The organism is Streptomyces albipurpureus (assembly GCF_023701525.1).
Lineage (GTDB): Bacteria > Actinomycetota > Actinomycetes > Streptomycetales > Streptomycetaceae > Streptomyces > Streptomyces albipurpureus.
This window is the reverse complement of sequence record NZ_JAMQAW010000002.1, coordinates 44,087-57,183: the sequence shown is the minus strand read 5'-3', so window position 1 is coordinate 57,183 and position 13,097 is coordinate 44,087. Positions and strand designations below refer to the sequence as shown.

The following is a 13,097-nucleotide window of genomic DNA, read 5'->3' as shown; positions in this document are numbered from 1 at the left end:
ACGGGGGGCGGCGGAGCGGCTGGCCGACTGCTCGCGGGCGGGTCGATGGGGCTGTCCACGGGGCTGTTCACTGATCCAGCAGTCGGGATCGTGCCGGGTCCCAGGTCGCCCACACGGGCTCACCCATGGCGAGGCCGCTGCGGTCGGCGCCGCGTGACTCGGCGATGAAGTCGCTGCCGTCCGTCAGGGTGAGGTGGTAGCGGGTGGCGTTGCCGAGATAGACGATCTGCTGGAGGGTGCCGGGTAGTGCGACCCGACCGGCGGCCGCCTCGCCCTCTTCGCGGGTGAGCCGGACGTTCTCCGGCCGGATGGCCAGATGCACTCCGGTGCCGTCGGCCAGACCGTGTCCCCGCGGTACCGCGAGGTTGCCCAGGCTCTCCACGCCCAGCCGGTCGCCGCCGAGCGTGCCGGTCAGGAAGTTGGAGGTGCCGATGAAGTCGGCCACGAACCGGGTGGCGGGACGCTCGTAGATGGCCTCCGGGCTGTCCACCTGAAGCACCCGGCCGCCGTCCATGATGGCGATGCGGTCGGACATCGTCAGCGCTTCCTCCTGGTCGTGGGTGACCGTCACAAAGGTGACCCCGACCTCGCGCTGGATCTTCTTGAGCTCCAACTGCATCTCGGCCCGCAGCTTCTGGTCCAGCGCACCCAGCGGCTCATCGAGCAGCAGCAGGGAGGGCCGGCCGATCAGCGCGCGGGCGATGGCGACGCGCTGTCGCTGTCCACCGGAGAGCTGGGCGATGGAGCGCTCCCCGTACCCCTCAAGGCGAACCAGGGCGAGTGCCTCGGTCACCGCCTTGGAGATCTCCGCCTTGGGGCGGCTGCGACGGACCTTCAGTTCGAAGGCCACGTTCTCGCCGACGTTGAGGTGGGGGAAGAGCGCATAGCTCTGGAAGAGCATGTTGAGGTCGCGCTTGTGCGGCGGTACCCCGTTGGCGTTGACGCCGCCGAGCTCGACGGTTCCCTCGGTGGGCACCTCGAAGCCGGTGATCATCCGCATCAGGGTCGTCTTGCCGCAGCCCGACGGGCCCAGGATGGAGAAGAACTCATTGCGTCGGATGTCGAGGGTCACATCCTGTACGGCGGGGGTGTCGCCGAAGGTCTTGCCGACTCCGGTGAGCCGTACCGCTGGAGCGCTCGCGGCCGTGGGCGCCTCGTCGGGTGCCTGGGTGGGTGCAGTCATGTCAGGACGCCTTGACCTTGGTCCAGCCCTGCTGGAAGTGCTTCATGGCCTTGCCCGGGTCGAGCAGGAAGTCGGCCTTGGCGATCGCTTCGTCGGACGCGTAGATGGCCGGGTTCTCCAGCGTCTTCTTGTCCTTGATGAAGTCGCGCGCCTTGGCGTTGGCGCTGGCGCTGCCGCCGTCGTCGGTCGCCATGGCGGCGATCTCCGGCTTGAGCAGGTAGTTGATGAACTGGTACGCCGAGTCCGTGTTCTTGGCGCCCTTGGGGATGGAGAGCCCGTCGGTCCAGATGGAGCCGCCCTCTTCGGGGATGACGTAGTGGACGTTCGGGTTGGCGGCCACGACCTTCGCCATCGCCGTGCCGCTCCACGCTTCGGCGGCGCACGCCTGGCCGGTGGAGAGCAGCTGCGGGTAGTTGGTGGAGTTGTATCCGGCGAGGATCTTCTTCTGGTCCGTGAGGGCCTCGGTGGCCTTCTTGATCTCGCCCTCGTCGGTGCTGGTGGCGCGGGAGCCGGTCACCTGGAGGCCGGCGATGTAGGCCGCCAGCATGTTGTCCAGCATGTAGACCTTGCCCTTGTACTTCTCGTCGAAGAGCGTCTTCCAGCTGGTCGCCGACGGGATGCACTTGTCGTTGTAGGCAAAGCCCGTGGTGCCCCAGATCCACGGGATGCTGTACTTGTTGCCCTTGTCGTAGGACGGGTCGCGGAACTTCTCCGCCAGGTTGTCCAGGCCCTTGATCCGCGAGTGGTCCAGCGGCTGGATCAACTGCTGGCCGATGAGCTGCTGCACGCTGTACTGGCTGGGCTCGATCAGGTCGTACGCCGCCGAGCCGGAGCTCAGCTTGGCGGTCATCGTCTCGTTGCTGTCGAAGGTGTCGAGGGTGACCTTGATGCCGGTCTCCTTCTCGAACCGCTTCACCACGGTCTCGGGGATCTCCCCGGCCCAGGCGTAGATGTTGAGTTCCTTGCCCCCACCGCCGGCGGAGTCCGAGTCGGAGCCGCCGCAGCCGGTGGCGACCAGAGCGGTGACGGTGGCGATGGAGGCGGCCAGGACGGTTCGCCGAAGAGTTCTTCCACGCATGACGAGGGTGCCTTTCACTGGAATTCTCAAAATCCGGGGGAGTGGTGCGGGAGGTGTCAGGAGCGGTCGGCGCCGACGAGTACGCGGCGCATCTGACGCAGCCCCACACCGAGGATGATCAGCAGGGTGAAGAGCACGAGCAGTGTGCCCAGCGCGTTGATCTCGGGCGTGAGACCGCCCTTGAGCATCGAGTACACCCGCAGCGGAAGCGTGGTGCTGCCGACTCCGTTGGTGAAGGTCGACATCACGATGTTGCCGAAGGAGATGGTGAAGCAGAGCAGCCAGGCCGCCAGGAGGGGCTGGCGCAGCAGGGGAAGCGTCACTCGGCGAAATGCCTGCCAGGCGTTGCATCCAAGGTCGGTGGCCGCCTCCGGGAGGGAGGAGTCCAGTGCGTTGTAGGCACCGAGGACGATCAGGGCCGCATAGGGCAGGGTGACCACGAGGTGACCGAGGACCAGGGTCGTCATGCCCAGATCGGCGCTCATCGCCCCGAAGACGGAGAGCAGGGCCACGCCCAGCACGATCTCGGGGATGATCAGCGGCAGGAACAGCCCGCCGGAGAAGATCGCTTTGCCCTTGCCGCGCAGTCGCGCCATGCCCATGGCGGCGAGCAGTCCGCAGGCGGTGGCGAGGGTGGCCGAGATCAGGGCCACCTCGGCGCTGACCTGGAGGGCCGCCAGCAGTTCGGTGTTGTCGGCGAGCTTTCCGTACCAGCGGGTGGAGAAGCCGTCCCACTTGTAGGTGATCTCGGAGTCGTTGAAGGAGAGCACGACGACGACGATGATCGGGATGTAGAGGAAGGCGATGACCCCGCGGGCGAGCCAAGCGGTGACGGTGTCGAGGGCGTGCTTCATGCCGTCTTCCTCCTCAGGCGTCGGGCGGCCAGTCCGAACACCGCCATGGAGGCGACCATCAGCAGGAGCAGGACCACGGATGCCGCGGCGCCCATGGGCTGGTTACGGAACTCGGTGTAGAGGGTCACGATGAGGTTGCCGACCAGTTGGTCCCGTCCGCCGCCGAGCAGTACGGGGATGACGAAGACGCCGAGGGTCGGGATGAAGGTCAGGAGGGCCGCGGCGAGCATTCCGGGGCGGGCGATGGGCAGCAGCACCCGGGAGTGCACCCGCCACCAGCCGCAGCCGAGGTCGCGCGCCGCCTCGCCGAGTGAGTTGTCCACTCCGCGCAGAGAGGCGTAGATCGGGAAGATCGCGGTGGGCAGGAAGGCATAGACCAGGCCGATGAAGGACGCGCCCTGGCTGGGGATCCACTGGCTGGGACCATCGGTGAAGCCGATGGCGTCGGTGAGGCTGTTGACCGGGCCGCCGGGGCTGAGCAGGTTGATCCAAGCAAAGGTGCGGACCAGGAAGTCGGTCCAGAACGGCAGGATGATCAGCAGCAGAAGCAGCATCTGGCGCTGCGGCGGGCGGCTCGCGAGGTAGTACGAGACCACATAGCCGAGAACCAGACAGACCATGGTGTTGAGTCCGGCCATGCCCAGGCTGTAGCCGAAGACCTTGAGGTAGATCGGGTCGAGCAGATCCTGGTAGTTCGCGAGGGTGAAGCCGCCCTGGATACCACCGTAGGAGTCCGCCGACGCAAAACTGTTCCGGACCACCAGCAGCAGCGGGACGAGTACCAGACCCACCACCGTGAGCCCGGCCGGCGCGAGGAGCGCCGTTGTCACAACGGCCCGCCGGGCGCGCGGTTGTTTGCCGGGCACGGGTCGTTCGGGCCCGGTCGCCGGGGCAGCGGACGGCTGCGCGGTGGTGACCGTCACCGGGAGGCCCCATCGGGCGGAGGGGTTGTGTGCATGCGCTGGTCTCCTTGTCCGGGGCGGTTTGGGGTGGACACAGCGTCCGATAGGGGACGGTCCCGGGGATAGATGAACAAGCGACGAATACCGTGGAAACCAGCGCCTATTTCCACGCATCTCGTAGCTGGTAGGGGAAAGAGCGCGACTGCGCGATGATAGATGGAGTCAACACTTATCCCCGTCGAGTCCCGATCCCTCGTCGATCGGCCCCGATGGGCAGCCGCTTGGAGGTGCTCGGTGATCGACGACCTGGACCGACAGATCATCGATCAGCTACGCGTTGACGGACGCCGTTCGTTCGCCGAGATCGGCCGTACGGTCGGCCTGTCCGAGGCCTCGGTGCGCGCCCGCTACCAGCGTCTTCAGCGCAAGGGCATCCTTCAGGTCGTCGGCATGACCGACGCGGTCAGGATGGGCGAGATGGAGGTGCATCTGGCCGTCCGGGTGCATCACATCCCGGTCGCCCTGGCGGCCCGGGAGCTCTCGCGGATGCCGGAGGTGCGGTACGTGGCTTCGTGTGTGGGGCCCTACGACCTGATCGTGGATGTGCGCTGCCGGGATCTCGAACACCTCGCGGAGCTGCTGACCGAGCGGGTACGCCGGGTGAACGGTGTGGCGCACGCGGAGGCACTGACGGTGCTGGAGGTACTGAAGGACTCGTACCTGTGGGCCGGATTCCGTGAGGTGCCGGTACGTCCGGGGGAGCGGATCATCCCGAGCTGACCCTCCACCGGGCTCCGCCCGCCGCTCTGTGCCCGCCGTCGCCGACTAGGCCCCTGGCCCGCCCGCGGCCCTGAGCCCGGGTGGGTCATACGGGCGGATTCTCCTGGGTGACGCGCTGGCCCACCGCGCTGGCCAGACCGCTCCAGGAGTAGTCCTTGAAGAGCTCCAGCAGGAGGAGAACCTGCACTCGGGAGACCCCGGGCAGCATCCGGATGTCGTCGAGGAGCTGGACCAGCTGGGCCTGGTCCCGGCAGGTTCCCTCCAAGAAGATGTCCTGGCTCCCGGCGACCAGCGCCACATGGTTGATCATCGGCATCCCGGAGAGGGTCTTGGCCACGGCCTTGGGGGTGAGGTCCCGTACCCGGATCATCAGCCGCACGGACTGATGGCCCAAGGTCAGCGGGTCACACAGGGCGACGATGCGCAGCACACCGCTCTCCTGGAGCCGGGCCACCCGCTGGCGCACCGTGGCCTCGGAGACTCCCACCTCACGGGCCAGCACGGTATAGGGCGTCCGCCCGTCCCGGGTGAGCGCCTGCATAATCTTGTGGTCGATGCCATCTATCACACCCCCAACCTTGACATGCTGGTCAAAAGCGGCGAAGGCGGCGCCCTATCGCCTGGCTTAGTCCCTGGTCAGCGGCGCGCCCGGGGATATGGTGATCCGCTCGCGCTACCGGTTGCCGAGGTCGCGGCGGTACAGATGACGGACTGATGCTCCGGCTTATGGCGTATCTGTGATCGGTCGCACCGGGCCGAGACGCGTGCGCCCCTCCACTCGGCCGTGCCGCCCCAGGGTGAGGCATCCCGCCCCGGTCACCAGGAGGAGCGCCGCTTCCTCGGGAGTCGCGCCTCGCACCCCTTGAGCGCGCGTACGCAGGGCCAGGGGGTCGCCGCTGACGCCCTTTCGTCGCGCAGCGGACTGTGCGACTGTCGGCGCAGTCTGCGCACCGACAGGCTTGGCCCCCGAAATGTGGGCTTCATCCGCCCGCAGCCCCCAGGAGGAGATGTCATGAACCTGACCTTCCGGCCCCGACTTGTCGCCGTCCTCGCCTGTACGGCGCTGGCCGCACTGGGCATCGCCGCCCCGAGTGCGGCAGCTGCGCCCCAGTCAGCCCAGGTGACCAAGTCCTTAGAACTGCAATGGGCGAGCGCCAGTCCCGCCTGGTTCCCCTTCAGCGGCACCCTCACCATCGGAGGTACCTACACCTGTACCGCTCCCGCCGGCACCACCGTGAATGTCACCTTCTCCGCACTCCAGATCATGCCGACGGCCATGCCGTCAGGTTGGGCGGCACTGCCGTGCGGACCCGGAGTGATCGACGCGCCCTGGGAGGCCACCAGCTATCCCGATTCCCAAGTCCACCACGGATACACCTCCGTCTTCGCCACCTTCGACGGAGTGGGTCTGCCACCCCAGCAGTTCGACGCTTGAGCGAGGGGGAACGCTCAGCCCACCACCCGCACCGGAGCGCCGGCCACAAACGCCTCGATGTCCTCGACCGCCTGGGTGAAGTAGCCCTCGTAGTTGCGTCTGGTCACATACCCCAGGTGCGGTAGCGCCAGAAAGCGCGGCGCCGAGCGCAACGGATCGTCGAGCGGCAGCGGTTCCGTCTCGAACACATCGGCTCCCGCCCCGGCGATCCATCCCTCCTCCAGCGCCCGCAACAGCGCCGCCTGGTCAACGATCCCCGCCCTTGAGGTGTTGACCAGGTAGGCGCTGCTGCGCATCCGCCGCAGTTCCGCCTCTCCCAGCAACCCCCGGGTTCGATCGCTCAGCACCAGATGCACCGAGACGAAGTCGCTGCTCTCCAGCAGCTCCTCCTTGGAGGCCGCAAGGATCGCCCCGCCCTCGGCGGCGCGCTCCGAGGTGAGGTTCTGGCTCCACGCCATCACCTCCATTCCGAACGCCGCTCCGATGCGGGCCATCTTGCGGCCGATCTTGCCCAGCCCCAGCAGACCGAGGCGACGACCATGGAGATCGGCCCCCACACTGTGCTGCCACGGGCCGCCCGAGCGCAGTGCGTTGTTCTCGGGCACCACCTGACGGGCCAGACCGAGGATCAGCGCCCAGGCCAACTCCGCCGGCGGCTCCGAGTTGCTGGCCGTGCCGCACACGGTGACACCGTGTTGGGCTGCTGCCTTGAGATCGATGGCCGCGTTGCGCATTCCGGAGGTGATCAGCAGCCGAAGGCGCGGCAATCGGGCGAAGAGGTCAGCGGGGAACGGAGTCCGCTCGCGCATGATGACAACGATCTCGCAGTGCTCAAGGGCCTGGACGAGTTCGTCCCGCGAGTCGAGATGCCTGGTCAGGAACTCCGTCTCCACCTGGGACTCGATCCTCGGCCAGTCGGCCATGGACCGGGCGACGCCCTGATAGTCGTCCAGCACCGTACAGCGCAGCTTCGTCAAGGCAGCCCCCAAACGGAATCCGGCCCCTCCGACAGTGGCCGATGTGCGCCGAGAGTACCCGGCACCTCCATCGAGAACCGCCCGAGCCCTGCGGGACCATGTCGGTTGCGACCTGCGAGCCGCATCGCGTCCCCGGCAGCGAGGCCGAGCGGAATCGCGGGAGGCTCAGTTGGTTCCGTCCCGCGATGGGTGCCACCGGGTGGGAACTCCCGTAAAGGACCTTCTCGGTGGAGAGGGTGGAGAGGGTGGAGCGTCAGGGGCGTCAGACCCCGGCTCTCGCACGGTCGGCGGGGAGTTCGCGCGTGTGCCGGTAGAAGAGAGCGGACTTGACCAGCGCCTGGAGGAGATTGGCCGCTGCCAGCGCCATCCAGAGCGCTTCGAGGCCCCCCGAGTCCGCGATCGGGACCGCGAGCACCGCGAGCGCACCGAAGACGACCAGGGTGGAGACCATGCTGGGGAAGGTCTTCCTCAACCCGAGCATGCCGAATCCGACCACCGCCTGAAGGGCGTCCGCCAGAACGACCACCCACACCAGAAGTAGCTGGTCCATCAATGACGGGCGCAGGCTCACGTCACTACTGAAGAGCGCTACGACCCACGGACCGGCCAGTAGTAGGCCGGACCCCAGCGTGCCGACCGCGCACAGGGCCACTGCCACCCCCGCCAGGACCCCGCGGCGTGCCTGAGCGATGTCGGCGTTGTGAACCGCCCCGGATATCACCGGCACCATGGCCTGTCCGACGGCTACGGCGGCGATGTAGAGCAGGTTCACCAGGGTCTCGGAGACACCGTGCGCGGCGGCTTTGTCCGTCCCCAGCCGCGCGGCCGCAAAGGTGAGGACTCCCAACACGGTGAACTTGATCAGTACGGTGCCGGCGAGGGGGGCGCCCACCCGTGCCAGCCTGGCCATCCCCGCGATATCCGGCCGGCCGGGCCACCACGACATACCCGGCAGCAACGCGGCGCTGCGCAGGCTCCGTTGGACTTGGCACACGGTCACCAGGCTGGACGTCAGCAGGGCGATACCGGCTCCCGTCAACCCCAGCGCGGGCCATGGCCCCGTACCCCCGATCAGCACCACCGACAACACAACGGAACACGCGGTCCCCGACAAGCCCGCTCGCATCACCGCTTTCCCTTGCCCGAGCGCGACCAGGACCGAGATGGCGGGGGCGCCGACCGCGGTGGAGATCACACTGAGGGCCATGACCAGGGGAAAGACACCGAGCTCGCTCAGCACGGATCGGGAGACGCCCGTGAGTTCGCCCATGACCCCCACACATCCCACGGCCGACGCGCCAAGGGCACCGACGCTCAGCCCGAGCCAGGTGCCATGGCGAATCAGGGGAGCCAGCCGTCCCGGGTCGTCCTGGTACTCGGCGGCAAAGGGCATCACACCCCGCAGCACCCCGGTGACCGCTGCCGTGGCCGGGCTGTACACCGCGATCGTCACAGCGAACGCCGCCAGTGAAGCCGTGGAGTGCCGCCCCAGCATGACCGTGTCGACCACCGCGCCCGCCGACGCGCCAACCATCGTCACATACAGCGGAAGGGCGCTTCCGGCGATCCTGCCAACGAGGTTGATCCGACTGGTTGTTCCTTCTTCCTTCGACACTGGCCGCCGTTTCTCTCCGGTGGACGGGGAGATTCCTTCATAGTCGTATCGAACGGTTGGGCGAGTACTTTCGGGCCAAGGCCTCGCGACGGCTGTGAACGCTCCGGCGTGGCCCGCCCGGTCAGTGCCCGGAGTGGAGGAGACAACCACTCGGTAGTGCGCCGTCGCCACGCGCGCCAGGTAGCGGGCACGCGGATGGCCCACGGCGAATCCACAGCGGTGACCACCGCTCTACGCCAGGTCATACGGGGAGTCGAACCGCTCGACTGGGTGGGCCCGACCAGCAGCCCTGACCGGCCGAGACAAAAACGCTGGTGTGCGGTCTCGGGGGGAGTTAGTGTTTTCCCGTTCCACCGGGATGGAGTCATGTGTGGTGTCCCGGGATGGCGAATCGCTCGGTCAAGCAGCAGGAAGCAGGAGGTGAGGACATTGATGACTGTCATGGTGACGGGCGCTGCCCGCATTCAGGAGTTCATCTTCTCCATCCCCCCTGCGGTCTCCGGCTAGCACCTAGACGACTTCGCGCGCTGAGCGCGCCGCCGGGGCCGCCCTTCGAAGGGTTTCCCTTGTCACTCTCCTCTTCACCACGCTCCTCATCCGATGCCACCGCCGCGCCCCCCTTCCTCGCCGCCTACGGCTGGGATGGGCACTGGGCGGCCGAGTTCGCTCCCCACGCCGAGCAGGGCCTGGTGCCCGGCCGGGTCGTACGTGTGGATCGCGGGCACTGCGATGTGATCACCGCTGAGGGCACCGTCCGGGCCGACACGGCCTTTGTCACCCCCCACGACCCACTGCGGGTGATCTGCACCGGGGACTGGGCCGCCGTCGACCTCCATGGCGACCCCCGTTTCGTCCGCTCGTATCTGCCGCGCCGTACCGCGTTCGTCCGCTCCACCTCGTCCAAACGGTCCGAGGGGCAGATCCTCGCGGCCAATGTGGACCATGCGATCATCGCGGTCTCCCTGGCCGTCGAACTGGATCTCGGGCGCATCGAGCGCTTTCTCGCCCTTGCCTGGGAGAGTGGTGCCCAGCCCGTCATCGTGCTGACCAAGGCGGATCTGGTGCCGGATGCGACCGGCCTGTCGTATCTCGTCCAGGATGTGGAGACCGCAGCCCCCGGCGTGCAGGTGCTCCCCGTCAGCTCGATGAGCGGCGCCGGGATGGATGTCCTCGCGGCCGTTGTCGCCAGCGGTACGAGCGTGCTGCTCGGGGTCTCCGGGGCGGGGAAGTCCACCCTCGCCAACGCCCTTACCGGCGAGGAGGTGATGGAAGTGCGGGCGGCCCGTGACGTCGACGGCAAGGGGCGGCACACCACGACCACCCGTAACCTCCTCGCCCTGCCCGGAGGTGGAGTGCTCATCGACACTCCGGGGTTGCGAGGAGTGGGGCTCTGGGATGCGCAGACCGGGGTGGGACAGGTCTTCTCGGAGATCGAGGAGCTCTCCCGCAGGTGCCGCTTCCACGACTGTGCCCATGAGACGGAGCCAGGCTGCGCCGTGCGGGCGGCCGTCGCGGATGGCTCGCTGCCGGAACGCCGGCTGGAGAGCTACCGCAAGCTACTGCGGGAGAACCAGTACATCGTCGCCAAGACCGACGCTCGGCTGCGTGCCGAGATCCGCAGGGACTGGCGCCGCAAGCACGCGGAGGGACGGGCGGCGATGGAAGCCAAGCGCGGCCGGGTGAGGTAGGGCCCGATGGGGCGCGGCGGGTGGGGGCCGTGATGCCTCGACCCGCCGCACCTTCGCATCCGGGAAGCGCTTCCCCCGCGCAGGCCTCAGAGACCCGGGCCCGGGTACGCAGCACCGCAGTCGGCCATCCGGAGTCAGCCCCAGATGATCGCGCCCAGCCAGGCGCCCACCACCAGCAGGCACCCGAACAGCTCCACCAGCACACTGGCCCCCGCCGCCCGCATCACCGTCCGGGTGGATGCCATCGCCTGGCCGTGGCCCCCGAGGCGCTGTCGCTCCGAGCCGTAGATTCCCCCGATGAACCCCGGCACCGCACCCACCACCGGCACCAGGAAGAAGCCGACTACCGCGCCCACACCGGCGAACACCGCCATCCGTCTGGTGATGCCCACCCCCCGCAGTCTGCGCGGCGGTAGGAGCCACATCACCACCTGATCGATCAGAAGCACCGCCGTCGAGGCAACCAGCAGCACCCAGGCCAAGCCCGACTGCTCATGCAGCGACCACCAGAGCATCGCCGCCCAGACGAGCCACCTCCCCGGAACACCAGGAACCATCACCCCGACGAGGCCCAGCGACATCACCAGGCCGACCAGCAGCAACTGCCACACGCCCATCTGCCAAGGGTGCGGTATCGGGGCCGTTCCCGCAGGTCGCACCGTTCCGCCGGGCCCTGAGGCGACCCTCCGAAGGGTTCGAGGGCTGGGACGCCGCGGTGGTCACTCCCCGAGATCCCGCGCCACCCACCCCTTGGCATAGGCGTGCCAGCCCAACTGGAGCCGGGTCGCCACTCCCGTGAGTTCCATCAGGCCCTTCACCCTGCGCTGCACCGTCCGCAGCCCCAGATCCAACTGCTTGGCCACCCGCGCGTCCGTCATCCCCGCGAGCAGCAGCGAGAGGATCTCCAGATCGGTGACGTCCGGACCGGCGGTAGCCTCCTCAAAACCACCGGCGGTTGCGCCCACACCCAGCCGCAGGGGCAGTGCCTCCCGCCAGACCGCCTCGAAGAGGCAGCTCAGGGACTCCAAGAGACCGCTGCCGTGGACGACCAGGGCCGCGGGGTCGCCGCCGTGCGCGGTCAGGGGGACCATGGCGACGGCTCGGTCGGCGATGACCAGTCGGGTCGGTACCTCGTCCGCCACCCGGATGCGTTCACCCCGGGCGAGGGCAGAGGTGACCCTAGCCACGCCGCCAGCAGCGGAGAGAGCCTCACGTGCCACCACCATCCGATGGCTGAACCCGCAGGGTGGCGCCAGGCCCTCCTCGCCGTCGACCAGGTCCTCGGCAGCCGCTTCCGCCTCCCCTTCCACCGGGGCCTCGCAGCTCCAGCCAGGCCCAGCGGACGGGGCGGCAGATGAGGACGAGGGCGGGTGGCCGGCTGTGTCCTCGCCGCAGGCCGAGCCATGCGGTACGACCTTGTCATGGCGCACGCCGTGGCCCGCCTTGGGGCCGGCGGTCTGATCGACACCCGGGCCTGCGATCCGGTGCAGACCGTCATCCCGGTCGGGGCCGCACGGGTGCTCCGCATCGGCGGGGATCTGATGTACATCGGTGACCAGAGCGCATACCTCGTTCACCGCGCCCAGTCTGAGTTGCGCGAAACGGTGGGTCACCGCGCTTCCGCCCGTCACCACCTCCACAAGATCGTGCACCGCGGGTGTGGTGGCCTCCGCACGGAACTGGCGCGCCAGCATCGCCGCGGCCAACTCCGCCCGCTCCAACTGATTGCGCTGCTCGGTCAGGAGCGCGCCCAGCGCGACCCCCGGCGGCGCGGCCACCCATCGCCCCGTGCGCGCTGAGGACTGAGCGGCCAGACCGTGTTGCTCCAACCGACGCAGGGCCCGTTCCATTTCGGTCTCCGGCAGCGCCAGTCGGCGCGCCAGTTCGGATACCTCTGCCGCCCCCAGCGCGACCAGAGCACGGTAGGCGGATTCCTGTCCCTCATCGAGACCTATAGCTCCGAGCACCCGACCCCTTCCAGCACCAGACCTCCAGGGCCTGCACTTCCCCTGCTTCAGTGGCGGAAAACGGCCACGGCGTGTTCACGCCAGGCACATCATCCATGCACCATCCTTCACTTGGCCACTACAGAGACACGCCAACACCAGTCGCCCCATGGGGTGCTGCGCATATGCCGACATCTGCCGGATTCGATCGAGGATGGGCATACCGAGGTGTAGTGGGTCTTGGCCGGATCAGAGGGTGAATCGGCTTACCGCATCGGTCTGTTGGTGCTTATAGCTTTTCGGAAAGCCCCATTCTCATGCGGCCCTCACTGTGGACAATAAGGGCATGAGCCAGCAGGCCGAAGATGAGTGGTGGAACCGGCTGTACGACGAGTCCACGCCAGACACGGGACCGACGACGCGTTCGGACGACACCCTCGACAGCCGTTTCGACGAAGCCTCGGACGCGGTGACGCCGTCCATACCGGACCCCAGGGCGGCTCCCGTCCCTGGGGACCCGGAGGCATGGTGGGAGTCGAACCCTGCGGACACCCAGGACCTCGCGGATGGGCAAACCGAGCAAACCAAACAGAAGGGGACGGGCGGGCAGGGCGGTGAAGGAGCGCGGTTCCGGCAGGT

At 68.1% G+C, this 13,097-nt stretch carries 12 protein-coding genes; 3 read left to right on the top strand and 9 right to left on the bottom strand.

All coding sequences use genetic code 11. From position 1 onward, the window contains the following. Nucleotides 1-67: 67 nt before the first annotated feature. The 4 genes from NBG84_RS01455 to NBG84_RS01440 are packed head-to-tail and all read right to left on the bottom strand — an operon-like array spanning nt 68 to nt 4,038. Nucleotides 68-1,183 (bottom strand): ABC transporter ATP-binding protein, encoded by a 1,116-nt coding sequence (locus NBG84_RS01455; RefSeq protein ID WP_250917350.1) that lies wholly within the window; start codon nt 1,181-1,183, stop codon nt 68-70. Between the two features lies 1 nt (nt 1,184). Next, nucleotides 1,185-2,261: an ABC transporter substrate-binding protein gene (locus NBG84_RS01450; protein WP_250917349.1), complete on the bottom strand. Its 1,077-nt coding sequence runs from the start codon at nt 2,259-2,261 to the stop codon at nt 1,185-1,187. Between the two features lie 56 nt (nt 2,262-2,317). After that, a complete protein-coding gene (locus tag NBG84_RS01445; RefSeq protein WP_250917348.1) occupies nt 2,318-3,115 on the bottom strand; it encodes an ABC transporter permease in 798 nt (265 codons plus the stop codon). After that, the gene (locus NBG84_RS01440; RefSeq protein ID WP_250917347.1) at nt 3,112-4,038 is read right to left on the bottom strand and encodes an ABC transporter permease; all 927 of its coding nucleotides are present in this window, start codon (nt 4,036-4,038) and stop codon (nt 3,112-3,114) included. Before NBG84_RS01440 ends, NBG84_RS01445 begins: the two co-directional genes overlap by 4 nt. A 273-nt stretch (nt 4,039-4,311) precedes the next feature. Here NBG84_RS01440 and NBG84_RS01435 point away from each other — a divergent pair, with 273 nt between their 5' ends. Continuing rightward, on the top strand, nt 4,312-4,797 hold the full coding sequence (locus NBG84_RS01435; protein WP_250917346.1) for an Lrp/AsnC family transcriptional regulator: 486 nt from the start codon (nt 4,312-4,314) through the stop codon (nt 4,795-4,797). Nucleotides 4,798-4,882: 85 nt separating this feature from the next. On the opposite strand, the gene NBG84_RS40970 is transcribed toward NBG84_RS01435, so the two are convergent. Next, a complete protein-coding gene (locus NBG84_RS40970) occupies nt 4,883-5,365 on the bottom strand; it encodes an Lrp/AsnC family transcriptional regulator (protein ID WP_250917345.1) in 483 nt (160 codons plus the stop codon). Between the two features lie 444 nt (nt 5,366-5,809). On the opposite strand from NBG84_RS40970, the gene NBG84_RS01425 reads away from it, so the two are divergent. Further along, entirely contained in the window at nt 5,810-6,232 is a 423-nt protein-coding gene (locus NBG84_RS01425; protein ID WP_250917344.1) for a hypothetical protein, read from the top strand. Between the two features lie 14 nt (nt 6,233-6,246). Here the strand turns inward: NBG84_RS01425 and NBG84_RS01420 are convergent, their stop codons facing one another. Both NBG84_RS01420 and NBG84_RS01415 read right to left on the bottom strand, forming a co-directional pair. Continuing rightward, complete coding sequence (locus NBG84_RS01420) at nt 6,247-7,155, bottom strand: D-2-hydroxyacid dehydrogenase family protein (RefSeq protein WP_250917717.1); 909 nt, start codon at nt 7,153-7,155, stop codon at nt 6,247-6,249. Between the two features lie 316 nt (nt 7,156-7,471). Then, entirely contained in the window at nt 7,472-8,824 is a 1,353-nt protein-coding gene (locus tag NBG84_RS01415; protein WP_250917343.1) for an MATE family efflux transporter, read from the bottom strand. A gap of 566 nt (nt 8,825-9,390) precedes the next feature. On the opposite strand from NBG84_RS01415, the gene rsgA reads away from it, so the two are divergent. Then, complete coding sequence (gene rsgA, locus NBG84_RS01410; RefSeq protein ID WP_250917342.1) at nt 9,391-10,512, top strand: ribosome small subunit-dependent GTPase A; 1,122 nt, start codon at nt 9,391-9,393, stop codon at nt 10,510-10,512. A 134-nt stretch (nt 10,513-10,646) separates the two neighbouring features. On the opposite strand, the gene NBG84_RS01405 is transcribed toward rsgA, so the two are convergent. Further along, complete coding sequence (locus NBG84_RS01405; protein WP_250917341.1) at nt 10,647-11,129, bottom strand: DUF456 domain-containing protein; 483 nt, start codon at nt 11,127-11,129, stop codon at nt 10,647-10,649. Nucleotides 11,130-11,231: 102 nt separating this feature from the next. Then, nucleotides 11,232-12,479, bottom strand: a complete 1,248-nt coding sequence (locus tag NBG84_RS01400; RefSeq protein ID WP_250917340.1) for a helix-turn-helix domain-containing protein — start codon at nt 12,477-12,479, stop codon at nt 11,232-11,234. Nucleotides 12,480-13,097 lie beyond the last annotated feature (618 nt).